Consider the following 19,186-nt stretch of genomic DNA (forward strand, 5'->3'; position numbering starts at 1 on the left):
TGGAATTGCGTCATATTGAGTGCAGCCAATAAGATCGGGGAATCCCAAAATGACGCTTGCTGTGCCAAAGTTGCGCTCCTGCAATGATTGTCCCATTCGCTATAGCGCTGTCTGTTCCAAATGTGAGCCGGACGAATTGCTTCAATTGGAAGAGATCAAGTATTACCGGACATATGCTGCGGGTCAGCCGATCTTTTTTGGTGGTGACCCGCTGGAATTTGTCGGTTCGGTTGTGTCGGGGGTCTCCAGCCTGATGCGGACGTTGCCTGATGGCCGTGTGCAGATGGTGGGTTTGCTTTTGCCGGGCGATTTTATGGGACGGCCCAATCGCGACACGATCGACTGTGACGTGGTCGCAGAAACCGACGTCATGCTGTGTTGTTTCCGGCGCAAACCCTTTGAGAAGATGATCCTTGATACGCCGCATGTCGGCCAGCGCCTGCTTGAAATGACTTTGGATGAATTGGATGCAGCCCGCGAGTGGATGCTGGTGCTGGGACGCAAGACCGCGCGCGAGAAAATCGCGTCCTTGCTGCATATGATCGCGGTACGCATGGCATCGCTGCAGCCCGGTGAGACGGCAGAGACGACATTCACATTGCCAATCACCCGCGAGACGATGGCCAACTATCTGGGCCTGACGATTGAGACGGTCAGCCGCCAGATGTCCGCCTTGAAGAAAGACGGGCTGATCGCCTTTGATGAACGCCGCGATATTCGTGTACCTGATCTGGATGCTTTGAGGGCCGAAACAGGTGAAGAAGGCTTCTAGCTGCCATCTCTGACCCCGTGCCAGATACCCTAACGCGACATCAAGATCGGCAGGTCCGCCATTTCCAACAGGTTGCGCGTTGCGCCGCCAAAGACGGCCTCGCGTAGCCGTGAGTGGCTATAGGCGCCGCTGACGATCATCTTGGCCCCCACCTCTTTTGCGCGCCGCAACAGGATATCGCCGACATGCGGTTCGGTTTTGGCCAGAACGGCGACTTCGGACTTGGTGCCGTGCCGCATCAGGTATTGCGCCATCGCCCCACCCGGATCAGAGCGGTCGGCGGCGTGCATCGGCGGATCAATGATGCAGATATCTGTGATGTCGGCCTGCTCCAGAAGCGGCATCGCCGCCCGCGCCGCTGCCAATGCTTCGGCCCCGTCATTCCAGCCCATCAGCACATGACCACCTGCATCGGGTGCTTTGCAGCCTTTGGGGATCATCAAAACGGGTCGTTCAGCGGCAAAGAGGCAGGCCTCGACAAGCGACGCGGCCTCGGGATTCTCCTGATAGGGGCGCGGCAACACCACCAGATCAGAGAATCGCAGCTTGCGCGCCAGATAGCCCGTCAGCGCAGGGCCTTGCACTGTGGCGGCCTGTGATGACCACCGGACGACTTCGCCGCGCATCCTTTGCGAAAGCCAGGTTTCGATGGCCTCGCGCTCTGCCATGGCGTCGGTGGTCTGTTGCGCCACCATCAACGCCTCGGCGCCAATGTAGTAATTGTTTGTTTCGGTGTGGCTGATTGTCACGACATAAACGTCGAGATGCGCATCCATCCGGTCTGCAAGCGCGATGGCCGCATCCAGCGCTTCTGCGGATTGGTTCGTGTCGGTGAGAATAGTGGCGATAATCTTGTATGACATTGGTCCGGCCTTCCCCATATCGGTCTTACGTTGGGGGCGATCGTTCGCGCAAAACCGCCTCTTGCTAAAACACTGGCTTTCTTTGCGCCGCATGACCTTGATCCAAGTCAAACGCGCCATTGATCCACATCAAAGACCTGCTGCGCCCCGGATTCCATAAGCACATGAACCAAGTAGCCGTCGGACCCGTTTGCGATCCGGCACAAGAAGGGGATCACTTATGGGGAACTATATAAAGTTGATAGCATTGGGGAGCATCACTCTCTTCGCTGCTCTCGCTGCAAACTGGGGGCGTGATATTGCGTATATCGTCCATGCGCTCATCATCATGGGCGTTGCGGCCTTTATGTTTGTGCGCGTATTGCGGCAGATGGAAGCGCCGGTTTACGGCACGCCAGACGGCTATATGGACGATGTCGTCCGCGCTGGCGTGATCGCGACCGGTTTTTGGGGTGTCGTTGGGTTTCTGGTGGGCGTGGTCATTGCCTTCCAACTGGCCTTTCCGGCCCTCAACTTCGAGGTGCTGCAACCCTACGGCAACTTTGGACGGCTGCGCCCGCTGCACACCAGTGCGGTGATTTTTGCGTTCGGGGGCAACGCCCTGATCATGTCGTCTTTCTACATCGTGCAACGGACCTGCGGCGCACGTCTGTGGGGTGGCAATCTCGCATGGTTTGTTTTCTGGGGTTACAACCTCTTTATCGTTCTGGCGGCGACCGGCTATCTGCTCGGCGCGACCCAATCGAAAGAATATGCCGAGCCTGAATGGTACGTCGATATATGGCTGACTGTGGTCTGGCTAGCGTTTCTGGCGGTCTTTATGGGCACGATCTTCAAACGGGTCGAAAAGCACATCTATGTCGCCAACTGGTTCCTACTGAGCTTTATCATTACCGTGGCGATGCTGCATGTGGTCAACAACCTCAGCATCCCCGTCAGCATCTGGGGCAGCAAATCCGTGCAGGTCTTCTCGGGCGTGCAGGATGCGATGACGCAGTGGTGGTATGGCCACAACGCGGTAGGCTTCTTCCTGACGGCGGGCTTCTTGGGGATGATGTACTATTTTGTGCCCAAGCAGGCCGGACGTCCGGTGTTTTCCTACAAGCTGTCGATCATCCACTTCTGGGCGCTGATCTTCCTGTATATCTGGGCGGGTCCACACCACCTGCACTACACAGCGCTGCCTGACTGGGCGTCAACATTGGGCATGGTCTTTTCGATCATCCTGTGGATGCCAAGCTGGGGTGGGATGATCAACGGCCTGATGACGCTGCAAGGCGCGTGGGACAAGCTGCGCACCGATCCGATTATCCGGATGATGGTGATCAGCCTTGCCTTCTACGGTATGTCCACATTCGAAGGCCCGATGATGTCGATCCGTGCGGTCAACAGCCTGTCACACTACACAGACTGGACCATCGGTCACGTGCATTCCGGTGCGCTGGGCTGGAACGGGATGATCACATTCTCTGCACTCTACTTCCTGACACCAAAACTCTGGGGGCGTGCACAGATGTATTCCATGTCCGCAATCAACTGGCACTTCTGGTTGGCCACAATCGGCATCATCCTTTACGCGGCCTCGATGTGGGTCACCGGGATCATGGAAGGCCTGATGTGGCGCGAAGTCGATGCAAACGGGTTCCTTGTGAACAGCTTTGCCGACACCGTTTCCGCCAAGTTCCCGATGTATGTGGTCCGTGGCCTGGGCGGGGTTCTGTACCTCTCAGGCGCGCTGATCATGGCGTGGAACATGTTCATGACCATCCGTGGCGGGGCGAAAGTCCACGCACCGGTTGGCGTGCCAGCAGAATAAGGAGGGCTGAGATATGTCTGATACACCAAACACACCAGCCAAAGGCTTCCTTTCCAAACACGCGATCCTCGAACGCAGTCCAACGTTGCTTCTGATCTCCTCCCTGTTGGTGGTGACGGTGGGCGGGATCGTGGAAATCGCACCCCTCTTCTATCTTGAGAATACGATCGAAGAGGTAGAGGGGGTGCGACCCTATTCCCCGCTCGAACTGGCAGGGCGCGATGTCTACATCCGCGAGGGATGCTATGTATGCCACAGCCAGATGATCCGCCCCATGCGGGACGAGGTTGAACGCTACGGCCACTACTCGCTGGCGGCGGAATCCATGTATGACCATCCGTTCCAGTGGGGCTCCAAACGTACAGGGCCCGATCTGGCCCGTGTGGGTGGCAAATACTCGGATGCTTGGCACCTTGATCACTTGATCGCGCCACGCTCGGTGGTGCCGGAATCGATCATGCCGGGCTATGCCTACCTGCTCGATACGCCGGTGAACGCGGAATACACTGCCGATCTTGTGTCGACCCACCGGTTTGTTGGTGTGCCCTACACCGATGAAATGATCGAAGTGGCCGCTGCAGACGTCTTGGCGCAGGCCGATCCGGATACTGATGCCTATGACGATCTGCTCGCACGCTATCCGGGGGCGCAAATCCGCAACTTCGACGGCGCGCCCGGTGTGTCCGAAATGGATGCGCTCATTGCCTATCTGCAAATGCTGGGCACAACGGTCGATTTCTCGACCTTCACCCCTGACGCAAGCCGCTAAGGACGCATGGATATGGAAAACACATCTCTTCTGAGCCAGATGGCCGAAAACTGGATGCTGCTGGCAATGTTCACGCTGTTCATTGGCGCAATCCTCTGGGCTCTGCGCCCCGGGACCCGTGCCTTGCACCGCGACACCGCCAACATCCCTTTCCGAAACGAGGACCGCCCCGGTTCTTCCGAGACTGAGGAGCTGCAGAAATGAGCAGCAATAACCAAAAAGACATCGACGACGTCACAGGCACTGACACAACAGGTCATAGCTGGGACGGGATCAAGGAGCTGAACAACCCTTTGCCACGCTGGTGGCTGTGGACCTTCTACATCACGATCATCTGGGGCGTGGCCTATTCGGTTGCCTATCCCGCTTGGCCGATGATCAGCGGCGCCACGGCTGGTCTATTGGGCTATTCAACACGGGCCGAAGTGGCGCAGGACATCGCTCGCTTTGAAGAGGCCAACGGCGAGATTTCTGCGCAACTGGCTTCTGCGGATCTGAACACCTTGTTGGAGAATGAAGACCTGGCCCGCTTTGCGACTTCTGCCGGTGGTGCGGTATTCCGCAACAACTGTTCCCAGTGTCACGGGTCGGGTGCCGCCGGTGCGGTGGGCTATCCCAACTTGCTGGATGACGACTGGCTCTGGGGCGGTGATTTCGACAACATCGAATACACGATCCGTCACGGTATCCGGAACGAGGAAGACTGGGATGCGCGTTACTCCGAAATGACCGCCTACGACGAGATCTTCAGCAATGAAGAGGTAGATCAGGTCGTCCAATATGTGCGTCTGATTTCCAATCAAGCGCATGATGCAGGTCTTGCAGCGGCAGGCGAAGAGCTTTTCCTCAACAACTGTGCGGCTTGCCACGGCGACAACGGTGCTGGCAACCGCGATCTGGGCGCACCCAATCTGACCGACGCGATCTGGCTTTATGGCGGCAGCGTAGATGCGCTGGAAGAAACCGTGCGCTATGCCCGTTTTGGTGTCATGCCACCTTGGGGCGAACGCCTGACAGAGGCAGAAATCAAGGCTGTCACAGCCTATGTCCACCAGTTGGGCGGGGGCGAATAGGGATCACTGGCCTCGGAACATCTGTTCGCGCATAAATCTGATGGCCATGTGAAGGAGAGGGCGTCTGCGAAAGTGGGCGCCCTTTTCCGTCACGCATTTTCATGGTTCGAAACGATTTGGCGCGCCTTCAGGATCAATTTTCCGAAATGTAGTCAGCCGACACATAGCCTGAAATTTGCGGCGCATCAGCAAGTGAGACCTTGCACCACCGTTGGCCAACCTCGGTAACACAGTCTTTCAGACTAAGGACTGTTCCTTCAGGCAAACCCAAAACGATATTAAAACCAAGCCCCGGCCCCGAACGCAATTTGAGCAGTTCGTCAGGACCAGTACCTTGAACCAGCGTGCGCTCACCGCTTTGCAAAGCGCAACCGCCGGCAAAGAGCATCAGAAATAGGAAGGGAAATGCACTGCGCTTCATCATCTGGCCTCAAGACTTGTACGATTTTTAGACATTGATTGCGTAGGGAATTACGCCTCTTGCGCCAGCCGCGCTTCCAGCACGTCAAATGGCACACCGGGTTCATCCTTGGCGCCACGGATCACCAATGAGGTTTTGACCGAAGCCACATTTTCCGCACTTGTCAGTTCTTCGGTCAGGAAACGCTGGAACGTCCGCAGATCAGGGGCGACACATTTAAGGATGAAATCCACCTCGCCGTTCAGCATGTGACACTCGCGTACCAGAGGCCACGACTTGCAGCGGTTTTCAAAGGCGCTCAGGTCGGCCTCGGCCTGACTGACCAGCCCGACCATCGCAAAAACCTGTACCTCGAAACCCAATTCGCGGGCGTTGACATCGGCATGATAGCCTTGGATATAGCCTTGCTCTTCCAAGGTGCGCACACGGCGCAGGCAAGGCGGGGCCGAGATACCGACGCGTTTGGCAAGCTCGACGTTGGTCATGCGACCGTCTGCCTGCAATTCGGCCAGAATCATGCGGTCGATTTCGTCTAATTTGGTCCCTGGCATCGGATGTCCCCTGATATTTTTGCAAATACTACGTCAGGATGTATCTGTGCGCAATATTATTTCAAGGGTCCGCAACAAAATAACGCAGGTGATCTGCCATGACTTGGTCTTTTATCATCCTGCGCAGAGGGCTATATCGAAGGGGTGAATTTAGGAGAAGCTGCCATGACCGACACGCGCCACATCAAAGTTTTGATCATCGGATCGGGGCCTGCGGGCTATACAGCAGGCGTCTATGCCGCGCGCGCGATGTTGGAACCGGTCCTGATCCAGGGCATCGAGCCCGGCGGGCAGCTCACCACCACGACCGAGGTTGAGAACTGGCCGGGTGATACCGAAGTGCAGGGGCCTGATCTCATGGTCCGGATGGAGGCGCACGCCCGCGCGATGGGCTGTGAAATCGTGGGCGATATTGTGACCTCGCTTGATCTGCAAAATCGCCCGTTCACCGCCACTTGCGACAGTGGCGCGGTCTATACCGCTGATGCGGTGATCCTGTGCACCGGTGCGCGTGCCAAATGGCTGGGACTGCCGTCAGAAGAGAAGTTCAAAGGGTTCGGTGTCAGCGCATGTGCCACCTGCGATGGCTTCTTTTATCGCGGCCAAGAGATTGTGGTTGTTGGTGGGGGTAACACGGCAGTCGAAGAAGCACTTTTCCTGACGAACTTTGCCTCAAAAGTGACACTTGTGCACCGCCGCGATGAACTGCGCGCCGAGAAGATCTTGCAAAACCGTCTCATGAACAATCCAAAGATTGAAACGCTGTGGTTCCATGAGATCGAAGAGGTCTATGGCGCAGATAGCCCCCTGGGTGTGGAAGGCGTCCGCGTGAAGCACACGCAGACCGGTGAAGTGACCGAAATTCCTGCAAAAGGTGTCTTTGTCGCGATTGGCCATGCGCCGGCGTCCGAACTCGTCAAAGATCAGCTGGAGACCCACAATGGCGGCTATGTCAAAGTCGCTCCTGGTACGACAAAAACGGCCATCCCGGGTGTTTTTGCAGCGGGTGATTTGACCGACCATGTCTATCGTCAGGCGGTTACCTCTGCCGGTATGGGCTGTATGGCGGCGCTGGACGCCGAGAAATACATTGCCGAACTGGAAGATGCGCCGGCGGTCGCAGCCGCCGAATAGGTTTTCATCGCGCGGCCATGAAGGTCAGTGTTCTTATCCGTGGCCTTCAAAGAGGACGCTAACCCTGCATTTGCGGGGCAAGGAGCATTATCAGTTTTTTTCGATTTGGCCGCTAGACAAGTCCCTTGGGCCACGTCTATGCCACAGCCAACTGTCCTTTAACGTATTTGAGATGACCATGTCGCATGATCTGACGCCCATTCCGGAACTCTATGTGTCCTACGAAAGTTCCCAGAAGCTGAAGCTGGAAGCCGCAGAGCTGATCAGTCACGATCTGACACCGCGCCAGATCTGCGATCTGGAACTGCTTATGAACGGGGGCTTTAACCCGCTCAAAGGGTTCTTGGGCCAGGCTGACTATGAAAGTGTCGTTGACAACATGCGCCTCGCTGACGGCACGCTTTGGCCGATGCCGATTACGCTGGATGTGTCCGAGGGGTTTGCCGAGACAATTGAAATTGGTCAGGATATCGCGCTGCGCGACCAGGAAGGTGTGATCCTTGCCACGATGACGATCACTGACAAATGGGTGCCAAACAAGCCCCATGAGGCCGAAAAAGTCTTTGGTGCGGATGATAGTGCGCATCCTGCGGTCAATTACCTGCACAACACAGCAGGTGCTGTTTATCTTGGCGGTCCTGTCACGGGTATCCAGCAACCTGTGCATTACGATTTCCGCGCGCGCCGCGACACGCCAAACGAATTGCGCGCCTATTTCCGCAAACTGGGCTGGCGCAAGGTTGTGGCCTTCCAGACGCGTAACCCGCTGCACCGCGCGCATCAGGAACTGACGTTCCGCGCTGCCAAAGAGGCGCAAGCCAACCTTTTGATCCATCCGGTCGTGGGCATGACCAAACCAGGCGATATTGACCACTTCACCCGCGTGCGTTGTTACGAGGCGGTGCTGGATCAATACCCTTCATCCACTACCACCATGTCCTTGCTGAACCTTGCTATGCGCATGGCCGGCCCGCGCGAGGCGGTCTGGCACGGTTTGATCCGTAAAAACCACGGCTGCACCCATTTCATCGTCGGCCGCGATCACGCAGGCCCGGGCAAGAATTCTGCAGGTGAGGATTTTTACGGCCCCTACGATGCACAGGACCTGTTCCGCACGCATCAGGAGGAAATGGGCATCGAAATGGTCGACTTCAAGCACATGGTTTATGTGCAGGACCGTGCCCAATACGAGCCCGCGGACGAGATACTGGACAAGGACAATGTGACGATCCTCAATATCTCGGGCACAGAACTGCGCCGCCGCTTGTCTGAAGGGCTTGAGATTCCTGAATGGTTCTCATTTCCTGCTGTAGTCGAAGAACTGCGCAAGACGCGCCCCCCGCGGGCAGAGCAGGGGTTCACTGTGTTCTTCACCGGATTTTCGGGTTCTGGCAAATCAACGGTCGCCAATGCGCTGATGGTCAAACTCATGGAAATGGGCGGGCGTCCGGTCACGCTTCTGGATGGCGACATCGTGCGTAAGAACCTGTCATCCGAGCTGGGTTTCAGCAAAGAACACCGCGATCTGAACATCCGCCGGATCGGCTATGTTGCATCAGAGATTACCAAGAACGGCGGCATCGCAATCTGCGCACCGATTGCACCCTACGCCAGTACCCGCCGTGCCGTCCGCGAAGATGTCGAACAATTCGGCGCGTTCATTGAAGTGCATGTCGCAACCTCAATCGAGGAATGCGAGCGGCGTGACCGCAAGGGGCTTTATAAACTCGCACGTGCAGGCAAGATCAAGGAATTCACAGGCATTTCAGACCCCTATGATGTGCCGGAAAACCCTGAACTGCGTCTGGAGACCGAGAGTGTGCCCGTCGACAACTGCGCGCATCAGGTGATCCTGAAGCTGGAAAGTCTTGGGTTGATCAAAGGCTAAGGCGTTGATCAGAAAGGTAAGGTGGATCAAGATCCACCTTACATGATCAATGTACCGTGACAGGCTGCATGTTGTTTTCGCGGGCCAGATGAAAAGCCAGCTTGCGATCAGCAACCAGAGCAAGTTGTTCGCCATCCGCGTTGTGAACTGAAAACAGCTCTTCCAGGTCACCGACGCGTTCACGCATTTCCTCGGGAAGATCGGTTGCAAGGATAGGTTTCACATAGACGATGCCTTGACCGAGCTTTTCGAGATCGAATTTGGTATTCATAACTTATCCCTTCCTGATTTTGATCGTTTGTACGACACGCTGCGGGACTGCGCGGGTCAGATCGACGTGCAGCAGACCGTTTTCCATGATCGCCTCACCGACATCGACACCATCGGCCAGTACAAAAGAGCGCTGGAATTGCCGCGCCGCGATTCCGCGGTGCAGGAAGATACGGCCTTCGCTGTCGTCAGATTGACGGCCACGGATGACCAGCGCGTTGTCTTCCACCGTGATCGAAAGATCACCTTCCGCGAAACCGGCAACGGCCAGTGTGATGCGGTAGGAGTTTTCCGAAGTTTGTTCGATGTTATAGGGCGGGTACCCTTCGTTGCCGCTTTTCGCGGTCCGTTCGACCAGCCGTTCCAGCTGTTCAAAACCCAAAAGGAACGGATGCGTTCCCAAAGCCAATTTTGTCATAAGACATGCCCTTTGTTGAAGCGACTGTCAGGTTGTGGTCCCGTTGTGGCGACCATTGCTAAAAATATGGGTGTGGATCGGGCATTGATCAAGAGGAAGTATTAGGTTCTTGATGCTTTCACACTATACAGTGGGGCCAATACCCCCGCCCTTGAATGAGCTGTTGATGAACACGTCGAACAAAATGGAAGAAGTCGATGTCCTGCGGGTCAAGCTCGAAGTGCTGCGCCGCGAGCACCGTGATCTGGACGAAGCGATTGAGGCGCTACACGATCGTGGCTCGGCAGATATGCTGACGATCAAGCGGTTGAAAAAGCAAAAGCTTGCCTTGAAAGACCGGATTGCCCAGCTCGAAGACCGTATTTTACCTGATATCATTGCATAACGCGCCAGAGGGCATTGCCGCGCCGCAGGGCTTGGCTATAGTGCCGCTTCGTTTTGAAGGTGGGACAATATCATGAGCAAACCCCTTGTCGGTATCATTATGGGTAGCCAGTCGGACTGGCCCACGATGCGTGAAGCCGCAGATGTGCTAGATGCTTTGGGGGTTCCTTATGAGACCAAGATTGTCTCGGCGCACCGAACCCCTGATCGGCTTTGGGAATATGGCAAGACGGCTGTGGATCGTGGCCTGCACGTGATTATCGCGGGCGCTGGGGGTGCCGCGCATTTGCCCGGCATGATGGCGTCAAAGACGCGCGTGCCTGTTGTCGGCGTGCCGGTGCAGACGCAGGCCCTGTCAGGGGTTGATAGCCTTTATTCCATTCTGCAAATGCCCCGCGGATATCCTGTGGCGACCATGGCGATTGGTGCGGCAGGGGCCAAGAACGGCGGCTTGATGGCTGCGGGTATCCTTGCCTTGCATGATGCCGATCTGGCCGCCCGTCTGGACCAATGGCGCAGCGATTTGAGCGCTTCCATTCCGGATGAACCCAGCGATGTCTAACCCTCTTCCTGTCGGGGCCACGATCGGTATTTTGGGCGGTGGTCAGTTGGGTCGCATGCTGGCCGTTGCTGCAAGCCGCCTTGGTCTGAAAACCCATATTTTTGAACCGGGCGCGAATGCACCTGCGGGTGATGTCGCGCACCGTGTTACGACGGCCGCCTATGATGATGTCGCAGCGTTGACGGCTTTTGGAAATGCGGTCGATGTCATCACATATGAGTTCGAGAACATTCCTACCAGCGCACTCGATTTGCTGGAAAAACTGGCACCGATCCATCCCGGGCGTCAGGCATTGGCGACCAGTCAGGACCGTTTGACCGAAAAGACCTTTCTACAGGATTTGGGGCTGCAAACTGCGCCTTTTGCGGATGTCGGCAATGCCGAAGAACTGGATGCCGCATTGGCCGCCATTGGCACGCCTGCGATCCTGAAAACGCGGCGGATGGGCTATGACGGCAAGGGACAGGCGCGGATTATGACGCCGGAAGATGCGGCGACCGCACTTGCCGATATGGCAGGGGCACCTGCGATCTTGGAAGGCTTTGTGAATTTCAGCCATGAGGTGTCAGTTATTGGCGCACGTGGGCCTGATGGGTCGGTGGCATGCTATGATCCGGGCGAAAACGTACATGAGGCGGGGATTTTGCGCACGACGACCGTACCTGCGAAACTGACGCCCGGCCAGCGCACGGATGCCGTGCTGATTGCTGCGCGCATTCTGAATGCGCTGGACTATGTCGGTGTCATGGGGGTCGAGCTGTTCGTGACCCCGCAAGGATTGATCGTCAATGAAATCGCGCCGCGTGTCCATAATTCGGGCCATTGGACACAGAATGGCTGCACCATTTGCCAGTTTGAGCAGCATATCCGTGCTGTCGCCGGTTGGCCCTTGGGGGACGGCTCGCGCCATGCCGATGTGGTGATGGAGAACCTGATCGGCGATGACATGGACCGTGTGCCGGAACTGGCCAAGACGGATGCGGCGATCCACCTTTATGGCAAGGCCGAGGTTAAGGCAGGGCGCAAGATGGGCCACGTCAATCGGATTGTAAAACCCGCTTAGTCGGTCCCGAAGATAATCCCTGTGAGGCTCAGGCTGCGGTCGAATTCGCCGTCGCGCAAGAAGGCTACGACTTCTTCGATAACCAGAGGATTGTTCATCATGAAGGTGTGGGTGACTGGCAGAACGATGTGGTCTGTCATGCCCTCCAGACGGGTGGATGCGACCGACACTTTTCCATCATCCGGCCCTTCGATCAGGGCGGAATAGACAGGGTTAAGTGTGCGGTTTCCCGCGATGATCCCTATTTCGTAGGGAATTTCCGCCAGTTGGTTCGGCAAGCTACTTGCCTCAGTCCCCAGTTGCAGGCCAGCGGGGCCATTGACCCATTGGAATGGCTCAAAGTCACCAAAAATATCGACGAGTTCCGACCCGCCATTGGGTGGCCCCAGCATCACGACGCGTCCCATCTTGTCGGGCCGGTTGTTGGTCAGCCACGCGCGCACCAATATACCGCCCATCGAGTGGGTCACAAAATTCACGCGGCGGTCACTACAAGCCGCCACATCTTCGGGTAAATTCTGTTGCACCAATGTCGGGATGTCCGCCTCGGTCGAGGGGTAGCCGCTGTTCACAACGAAATACCCTGCGTCTTCGAGCACCAATTGGAGAGGGGTCAGTGATATTTCGGTCCGCGCCAGACCGTGAAGCATGACAACGCACTCTTGCGCGACAGCTGCGCCAGATAGGAAAATGCTGAAAAGTGATGTCCAAATCAGTCTCATACCCCATAGGTAGCATCCATGGGGGCGTGCAAAAGCCCAAAAATGCATAAACCTAACGTCGTGCGATCAGCGACACAGCGATCCCGCCAAGAACCAGTGCGCCTGCTGCGATCAGGCGGGGGGTAAGCGGTTCGCCCAAAAACAGCACGCCGGCGGTTACGGCGATAACGGGCACGCTGAGTTGTGCGATCCCTGCAATGGTCGTCGGCAGGGCGGGCAGGGTGCGGTACCAGAGCGCGTATCCAAGCCCTGATGTGACCGCCCCTGCAGCAACGGCGGTCAGAATAGCCGCTGCGGGCATGTCGCCGATACCTGTGCCAAGCATAACCATTGCCACCAGCGGCAGGCAGAGCAGGAAATTGCTGGCAGTCGCGCCCAAGGGATCGGCTTCGGCGCGTCCCAAGAGTGTGTAGGCGGCCCAGGCTATGCCGGCGGTAATCATCGAAATGGCGCCACTGATGGGCACGGCGATATCGCCACTGGGCCAAAGCAGGACGCAGAGGCCGATGAGTGCGATTGCCGCGCCGAGCCAGCGCAACAGCGGGATCGTGCTGCCTTCAATGACGGCCCACCCAAAGACGACGATTTGCAGGACACCGAAGAGGATGAGCGCGCCAAGTCCCGCGTCGAGCGTGATGTAGGCCCACGAAAAGCCGACCATATAGATGGCGAGCGCCAACGCGCCTGCGCAACGACGCGCCGTGAAAACCTCTGGCCTTGGCGCCTTGCGGGCCATCACCAAGACCCACAGCATTGCCGCCCCTGCGCCTGTCCGGATGGTCGCGAAATCCATCGGGTCCATGCCTTGCAGCGCCACACCAATCCTGTTGAGGATTGAATTGGCAGCAAAGGCGCACATTGTCAGTGCGACAAGGGTGAAGAGCCGCATTACGCAGGCCTGCTCGTGTTATCCACGGTTGTAAGCTGCCGTGACCAGTGCTGCAGGGTCTTTTGTGCCCAGGCCTTCAGCGAGCGCCTGTTTTTGACGTTCACCTGCCTGCGCCAAGATGGGGGAGGCGAGTCCATAGGCCTCGGCCATGCGCTGGAAGACGCCGTTGTCTTTGTGAACGGCCTGGATTTCGAAGCCGACCGTTTCATCATCGCCAAGGATTTTGGGAATACGGTCTGCGATCATCGGCATGCCGGCGGGGCCACCACACAAGATGCGCAATGCTGTTTCCAGCGGAAGGCCTGCGCGTTTCGCCAGTGGCATCATGTCATCAAGGCCACTGAAGTAGCACTGTATCATACTGTTGTTGATTGTTTTCATCACAAGGCCTGTGCCAAGGGGGCCTACGTGAAACACGCGACCAGAGATCGCGCTCAGGATGGTTTCTGCCCGTGCTGCCGCCTCATCGCTGCCGCCGATAAAGACACCGCACTGCCCTGCCAAGACCAGTTCCGGCCCGCCAGAGATCGGCGCATCAACGGCCAGAGCACCTTGCGCTTCAATCCGGGAAATGCGGTCTTTGAGGATCGTGGGGACGACCGTGCTGGTGTCGATGATGATCTTGCCGGTCAGGTCCTGCGCAAGGCAGGCGTCAAGAACCGAGGCCACGGCCGTGTCGTCAAGCAGGCTGAGAATTAGCGTATCGCAGGCGTTCACAAGACTGGCGAGGTCTGCGGCGGTGGTAATGCCGTCCACGGCGCGGCCACTCCGGGTCCAGCCTTGGACGCTATGGCCTTGCGCCTGCATCCGCTGCGCAACCGCACCGCCCATGCGCCCCAATCCGATGATCCCGATCTGTGTCATGTCCGCCTCCTGATTTGGACGTGATTTGATACCGGATCACCGGAAAAGGGAAGGTGGGTTGCTTAGGAAGCGTCCCAAGCGCGGTCGCCTTTGGCGTCTTTGACGCGTGTGGGCAGGCCGATCTGGTCGAGCAGGGAGAAGAGCGGTTTTGGGTCCAGCTCTTCGACATTCATCATTTTGCCGTGGTCATAGGTGCCGTCGGCGATACGCATGGCAACCGCGACCGGTGGCACACCGGCGGTGTAGGAAATACCCTGGCTTCCGACCTCGCTGTAGGCGTCTTTGTGATCGGCGACGTTGTAGACGAAAACCTCGACCTCTTCGCCGTCCTTGGTGCCTTTGACCAAATCACCGATGCAGGTCTTGCCGGTGTAATTCGGGGCAAGGCTGGACGGGTCAGGCAGAACGGCCTTGACCACTTTGAGCGGCACAACTTCGAGGCCCTCGGCGGTCGTGACGGGCTGTTCGGACAAAAGCCCAAGGTTTTGCAGCACCGTGAAGACGTTGATGTAGTGATCGCCAAAGCCCATCCAGAACCGGATGTCGGCCTGCGGATAGTTCGCGGCAAGCGAGTGCACCTCGTCGTGGCCGGACATATAGGCCTTTTGCTTGCCCACAACGGGCAGGTCCCATTCGCGGCCGACTTCGAACATCTTGTTTTCTTGCCACGCGCCGTTCTGCCAGCTGTAAACGGTGCCGGTAAACTCGCGGAAGTTGATTTCAGGATCAAAGTTGGTCGAGAAATATTTGCCGTGGTTGCCCGCGTTGATATCGACGATGTCGATTGAGCTGACTTCGTCCATAAATTCATCAACTGCAAAACGTGCAAAGGCATTGACCATGCCCGGATCAAAGCCCGCGCCCAGGATTGCGGTCACGCCAGCGGCGGCGCAATCGTCGCGGCGTTTCCATTCATAGTTGGCGTACCATGGCGGTGTTTCGCAGATTTTGGCAGGGTCTTCGTGGATCGCCGTGTCGATATAGGCAGCCCCTGTCTGGATGCAGGCCTCAAGCACGGTCATGTTCACAAAAGGCGAGCCTACGTTGATCACGATCTGGGCGCCTGTGTCTTTGATCAGATCGGCCACAGCCGCGCTATCCATCCCGTCCACAGCATGGGCCTTTAGAACGCCGTCCTGTTTCATCGCAGATTTTTCATGCACGCTGTCAATGATCGCCTCGCATTTGGCGATTGTTCTGCTTGCGATATGGATGTCGCCGAGCACGTCATTGTTCTGCGCACACTTATGCGCGACAACCTGTGCGACGCCGCCTGCGCCGATGATCAAGACATTGCGTTTCATATATCCAAAAGACCTCTTGTTGTAGTTTCAGGAGAGCGCGGCGGCGAAATCATCATAGTCGAAATCGCGCACCAAACGGACCGTGCCATCCAATTCGCGAATGGCGATGCTGGGCATCTTGACCCCGTTAAACCAGTTTTTCTTAACCATCGTGTAACCTGCCGCGTCCTGAAACGAAAGCCGGTCACCCGCCTTGAGCGGGGCGTCAAAGCGGAACTCACCAAAGATATCGCCTGCGAGGCAGGATTTGCCGCAGATCATCCATTCATGGTCGCCGGTATTGGGTGCTATCTTCGCAGGTTCGCGGTAGATGATCAGATCAAGCATATGCGCTTCAATCGAGCTATCGACGATGGCAAGGTTTTTGCCGTTGTGCATGGTGTCCAGCACTGTCACTTCGAGCGTTGCGGCCCCTGTGATCGCGGCCTCTCCGGGTTCAAGGTAGACCTGTACGCCGTAGGTGGTGGCGAAGGATTTCAACCGCGCCGCAAGCCTGTCGAGCGGATAACCCTCGCCTGTGAAATGGATGCCCCCGCCTAGGCTGATCCAGTCCATTTTCGCGATCACCGCGCCAAAACGGTCTTCGATCAGGGTCAGCATTTCGTCGAAACGGTCAAAATCGTCGTTTTCACAGTTGTTGTGGAACATCAGCCCGCTGATCTGATCGGCGACTTGTGCAATTTCGGCGGGGTCATGTTCGCCCAAGCGGCTAAACGGGCGGGCAGGGTCGGCAAGGTCGAACTCGGATGTGGAGACGCCGGGGTTCACGCGCAGGCCGCGGATGTGGCCCTGCGAAGCGTCGGCGAATTTCTGTAGCTGGCCGATGGAATTGAAGATGATCTTGTCGGAATGCTCCAAAACCTCGGCGATTTCGTGATCGGCGTAGGCGACGGAATAGGCGTGTGTTTCGCCTGCGAACTTTTCCTTGCCCAAGCGGACTTCATACAAAGAGGAGGAGGTGGTGCCGTCCATATAGTCGGACATCAGGTCAAAGACGGACCATGTGGCAAAGCACTTGAGTGCCAACAGGGATTTGGCGCCAGAATTTTCGCGCAGCCACGCGATCTTTTCGAGGTTCGGCAGCAGGCGGGATTTGTCGATCAGGTAATATGGTGTTCGCATGGCAAGATCCCTTCCGGTGGACGTCTGTTTGCGGGTGCTTAGCCTGCATCGCTGTCTATCGAAAGTAGTCTTTTTGCAGGTGGATCAAGCAAAAAGGGCGGCTCCTTTCGGAACCGCCCTGATAGTCTGTAATGGGGATGATTTACATCATGCCGCCCATGCCGCCCATGTCGGGCATGCCGCCGCCAGCGCCGGTACCTTCTTTGGATGGCTTGTCAGCAACCATTGCTTCGGTTGTGATCAAGAGGCCAGCAACAGAGGCTGCGTCCTGCAGTGCTGTGCGCACAACTTTGGCAGGGTCGATCACGCCGAACTTGAACATGTCACCATATTCTTCTGTCTGTGCGTTAAAGCCGAAGGACTTGTCGTTGCTTTCGCGGATCTTGCCCGCAACAACCGAACCGTCAACACCGGAGTTTTCGGCGATCTGGCGCAGTGGTGCTTCGATGGCTTTGCGAATGATCGCGATACCAACGTCCTGATCAGAGTTTGCACCCTTCAGGCCTTCGAGTGTTTTGCCAGCCTGGATCAGCGCAACACCACCACCAACAACGATGCCTTCCTGTACGGCAGCGCGTGTCGCGTTCAGGGCGTCATCAACGCGGTCTTTGCGCTCTTTAACTTCCACTTCGGACATGCCGCCGACGCGGATAACAGCAACACCGCCAGCCAGTTTGGCCACGCGCTCTTGGAGTTTCTCACGGTCGTAGTCGGATGTTGTTTCTTCGATCTGACCACGGATCTGGCCAACGCGGGCTTCGATCTCGGCTTTATTGCCAGCACCGTCAACGATGGTTGTTTCGTCTTTGGTGATAGACACGCGCTTGGCGGAACCCAGCATGTCGATGGTGACGTTCTCAAGCTTCATGCCCAGATCGTCGGAAATGACCTGACCGCCTGTCAGGATCGCGATGTCCTGCAGCATGGCTTTGCGGCGATCGCCGAAACCAGGTGCTTTAACCGCTGCGATTTTCAGACCGCCGCGCAGTTTGTTGACAACCAGTGTTGCCAGCGCTTCGCCTTCAACATCTTCAGCGATGATCAAAAGCGGCTTGCCGGACTGGATGACGGATTCGAGCAGGGGAACCATTGGCTGCAGCGAAGAAAGCTTCTTCTCATGCAACAGGATGATGGCGTCTTCGAGCTCGGTTGTCATTTTGTCGGGGTTTGTCACGAAGTAGGGTGACAGGTAACCGCGGTCGAACTGCATGCCTTCAACAACGTCGGTTTCTGTTTCCAGACCTTTGTTCTCTTCAACTGTGATAACGCCTTCGTTGCCGACTTTCTGCATCGCATCAGCGATCTGACGACCGATTTCGGATTCGCCGTTGGCAGAGATTGTACCAACCTGTGCAACTTCGTCACTGTCGTTGACAGGACGCGCAGCCGCTTTGATGGCTTCAACGACTTTGGCTGTTGCCATGTCGATGCCGCGCTTGAGGTCCATTGGGTTCATGCCAGCGGCGACAGACTTCATGCCTTCTTTGACGATGGCCTGAGCCAGAACAGTCGCAGTTGTTGTACCGTCACCCGCTTCGTCATTGGTGCGCGAGGCCACTTCTTTGACCATCTGCGCGCCCATGTTTTCGAACTTGTCTTCCAGTTCGATTTCCTTGGCGACAGAGACACCGTCTTTGGTGATGCGTGGTGCGCCGAACGATTTGTCCAGAACCACGTTGCGGCCTTTGGGGCCGAGTGTGACTTTTACCGCGTTCGCAAGAATGTTGACGCCCTTGAGCATCTTGTTCCGTGCATCGGTATCGAATTTTACTTCTTTAGCAGCCATTTTCATGTGCTCCTTGAATGATTGGAAATGTGAGGGCGACCGGTCGGCTTACATGATGCCGAGGATGTCGCTTTCTTTCATGATCAGCAGCTCTTCGCCATCGATCTTGACCTCGGTGCCGGACCATTTGCCAAACAGCACTTTGTCGCCTGCCTTAACAGACATCGCAATCAGCTCGCCGCTGTCCTTGCGCGCACCTTCACCAACGCTGACGATTTCGCCTTCTGCTGGCTTTTCTTTTGCGTTCTCAGGAATGATGAGACCGCCTGCTGTCTTTTCGTCGCCTTCAATGCGACGGACCAGTACACGGTCGTGAAGTGGTTTAAATGCCATCTCTGAACTTCTCCAGTTCGTGTTTCTCCCATGTTAGCACTCAACAGGGTCGAGTGATAACGATGCGTAGGTAAGGATCACATCAGTGTGAGTCAACAGCACGCTGCATCGATTTTTCAGTTTTTTGAGATCGCCTCGCGCGCGTCATGTTGCGGCTTTGTTAGCACGGGTTTGCGCCGTGC

Annotated in this window: 22 protein-coding genes; 10 read left to right on the plus strand and 12 right to left on the minus strand. The window is 56.7% G+C overall.

All coding sequences use genetic code 11. The annotated features are described in order from the left end of the window. Window positions 1-49 precede the first annotated feature (49 nt). Window positions 50-772, plus strand: a complete 723-nt coding sequence (gene fnrL, locus B0B09_RS16495; RefSeq protein ID WP_076661019.1) for a transcriptional regulator FnrL — start codon at window positions 50-52, stop codon at window positions 770-772. A gap of 29 nt (window positions 773-801) precedes the next feature. On the opposite strand, the gene B0B09_RS16500 is transcribed toward fnrL, so the two are convergent. Beyond that, window positions 802-1,635, minus strand: coding sequence for a putative universal stress family protein (locus B0B09_RS16500; protein ID WP_076661167.1), 834 nt, complete (start codon window positions 1,633-1,635; stop codon window positions 802-804). Between the two features lie 220 nt (window positions 1,636-1,855). On the opposite strand from B0B09_RS16500, the gene ccoN reads away from it, so the two are divergent. The 4 genes from ccoN to ccoP are packed head-to-tail and all read left to right on the plus strand — an operon-like array spanning window position 1,856 to window position 5,293. Then, window positions 1,856-3,451 carry a cytochrome-c oxidase, cbb3-type subunit I gene (gene ccoN, locus B0B09_RS16505; protein ID WP_076661020.1) on the plus strand — a complete coding sequence of 532 codons (1,596 nt, stop codon included), beginning with the start codon at window positions 1,856-1,858 and terminating at the stop codon, window positions 3,449-3,451. Window positions 3,452-3,464: 13 nt separating this feature from the next. Further along, window positions 3,465-4,220 carry a cytochrome-c oxidase, cbb3-type subunit II gene (gene ccoO, locus B0B09_RS16510; RefSeq protein WP_076661021.1) on the plus strand — a complete coding sequence of 252 codons (756 nt, stop codon included), beginning with the start codon at window positions 3,465-3,467 and terminating at the stop codon, window positions 4,218-4,220. A gap of 12 nt (window positions 4,221-4,232) precedes the next feature. Further along, window positions 4,233-4,424: a cbb3-type cytochrome oxidase subunit 3 gene (locus B0B09_RS16515; RefSeq protein WP_055296236.1), complete on the plus strand. Its 192-nt coding sequence runs from the start codon at window positions 4,233-4,235 to the stop codon at window positions 4,422-4,424. Continuing rightward, a complete protein-coding gene (gene ccoP / locus B0B09_RS16520) occupies window positions 4,421-5,293 on the plus strand; it encodes a cytochrome-c oxidase, cbb3-type subunit III (RefSeq protein ID WP_076661022.1) in 873 nt (290 codons plus the stop codon). Before B0B09_RS16515 ends, ccoP begins: the two co-directional genes overlap by 4 nt. Window positions 5,294-5,426: 133 nt before the next feature. Here ccoP and B0B09_RS16525 read toward each other — a convergent pair whose 3' ends face one another. Next, complete coding sequence (locus B0B09_RS16525) at window positions 5,427-5,714, minus strand: SH3 domain-containing protein (protein WP_076661168.1); 288 nt, start codon at window positions 5,712-5,714, stop codon at window positions 5,427-5,429. 50 nt (window positions 5,715-5,764) lie between these two features. After that, the gene (locus B0B09_RS16530) at window positions 5,765-6,265 is read right to left on the minus strand and encodes an Lrp/AsnC family transcriptional regulator (protein WP_055296148.1); all 501 of its coding nucleotides are present in this window, start codon (window positions 6,263-6,265) and stop codon (window positions 5,765-5,767) included. 165 nt (window positions 6,266-6,430) lie between these two features. Here B0B09_RS16530 and trxB point away from each other — a divergent pair, with 165 nt between their 5' ends. Together trxB and B0B09_RS16540 are read left to right on the plus strand one after the other, a co-directional pair. Beyond that, on the plus strand, window positions 6,431-7,399 hold the full coding sequence (gene trxB / locus B0B09_RS16535; protein ID WP_076661023.1) for a thioredoxin-disulfide reductase: 969 nt from the start codon (window positions 6,431-6,433) through the stop codon (window positions 7,397-7,399). A 172-nt stretch (window positions 7,400-7,571) separates the two neighbouring features. Next, entirely contained in the window at window positions 7,572-9,287 is a 1,716-nt protein-coding gene (locus B0B09_RS16540) for a bifunctional sulfate adenylyltransferase/adenylylsulfate kinase (RefSeq protein WP_076661024.1), read from the plus strand. A 46-nt stretch (window positions 9,288-9,333) separates the two neighbouring features. Here B0B09_RS16540 and B0B09_RS16545 read toward each other — a convergent pair whose 3' ends face one another. Beyond that, window positions 9,334-9,558, minus strand: a complete 225-nt coding sequence (locus B0B09_RS16545) for a DUF1150 family protein (RefSeq protein ID WP_076661025.1) — start codon at window positions 9,556-9,558, stop codon at window positions 9,334-9,336. Between the two features lie 3 nt (window positions 9,559-9,561). Further along, on the minus strand, window positions 9,562-9,975 hold the full coding sequence (locus B0B09_RS16550; protein WP_055687403.1) for an Hsp20 family protein: 414 nt from the start codon (window positions 9,973-9,975) through the stop codon (window positions 9,562-9,564). Window positions 9,976-10,141: 166 nt separating this feature from the next. Between B0B09_RS16550 and B0B09_RS16555 the strand changes: the two genes are divergently transcribed. The 3 genes from B0B09_RS16555 to B0B09_RS16565 all read left to right on the plus strand — a co-directional run bounded on the left by B0B09_RS16555 (window position 10,142) and on the right by B0B09_RS16565 (window position 11,984). Beyond that, window positions 10,142-10,360, plus strand: a complete 219-nt coding sequence (locus tag B0B09_RS16555) for a YdcH family protein (protein ID WP_055296144.1) — start codon at window positions 10,142-10,144, stop codon at window positions 10,358-10,360. A 72-nt stretch (window positions 10,361-10,432) separates the two neighbouring features. Further along, on the plus strand, window positions 10,433-10,921 hold the full coding sequence (gene purE / locus B0B09_RS16560) for a 5-(carboxyamino)imidazole ribonucleotide mutase (RefSeq protein ID WP_055296143.1): 489 nt from the start codon (window positions 10,433-10,435) through the stop codon (window positions 10,919-10,921). Continuing rightward, entirely contained in the window at window positions 10,914-11,984 is a 1,071-nt protein-coding gene (locus B0B09_RS16565) for a 5-(carboxyamino)imidazole ribonucleotide synthase (protein WP_076661026.1), read from the plus strand. Before purE ends, B0B09_RS16565 begins: the two co-directional genes overlap by 8 nt. On the opposite strand, the gene B0B09_RS16570 is transcribed toward B0B09_RS16565, so the two are convergent. From B0B09_RS16570 to B0B09_RS16600, 7 genes are all read right to left on the minus strand, one after another. Further along, window positions 11,981-12,706, minus strand: coding sequence for a lipase family protein (locus B0B09_RS16570; protein WP_076661027.1), 726 nt, complete (start codon window positions 12,704-12,706; stop codon window positions 11,981-11,983). The genes B0B09_RS16565 and B0B09_RS16570 overlap by 4 nt on opposite strands. A gap of 52 nt (window positions 12,707-12,758) precedes the next feature. After that, window positions 12,759-13,595: a DMT family transporter gene (locus B0B09_RS16575; protein WP_076661028.1), complete on the minus strand. Its 837-nt coding sequence runs from the start codon at window positions 13,593-13,595 to the stop codon at window positions 12,759-12,761. Between the two features lie 18 nt (window positions 13,596-13,613). Continuing rightward, complete coding sequence (locus tag B0B09_RS16580) at window positions 13,614-14,489, minus strand: NAD(P)-dependent oxidoreductase (protein WP_278247303.1); 876 nt, start codon at window positions 14,487-14,489, stop codon at window positions 13,614-13,616. A gap of 32 nt (window positions 14,490-14,521) precedes the next feature. Continuing rightward, window positions 14,522-15,763 carry a saccharopine dehydrogenase family protein gene (locus B0B09_RS16585; protein WP_076661030.1) on the minus strand — a complete coding sequence of 414 codons (1,242 nt, stop codon included), beginning with the start codon at window positions 15,761-15,763 and terminating at the stop codon, window positions 14,522-14,524. Window positions 15,764-15,790: 27 nt separating this feature from the next. Next, a complete protein-coding gene (gene nspC, locus B0B09_RS16590; protein ID WP_076661031.1) occupies window positions 15,791-16,885 on the minus strand; it encodes a carboxynorspermidine decarboxylase in 1,095 nt (364 codons plus the stop codon). A gap of 142 nt (window positions 16,886-17,027) precedes the next feature. Next, complete coding sequence (gene groL, locus B0B09_RS16595) at window positions 17,028-18,671, minus strand: chaperonin GroEL (protein WP_076661169.1); 1,644 nt, start codon at window positions 18,669-18,671, stop codon at window positions 17,028-17,030. A 48-nt stretch (window positions 18,672-18,719) separates the two neighbouring features. Further along, complete coding sequence (locus B0B09_RS16600; RefSeq protein WP_055296136.1) at window positions 18,720-19,004, minus strand: co-chaperone GroES; 285 nt, start codon at window positions 19,002-19,004, stop codon at window positions 18,720-18,722. Window positions 19,005-19,186: the final 182 nt, after the last annotated feature.

The organism is Yoonia rosea (genome assembly GCF_900156505.1).
Classification (GTDB): Bacteria; Pseudomonadota; Alphaproteobacteria; order Rhodobacterales; family Rhodobacteraceae; genus Yoonia; species Yoonia rosea.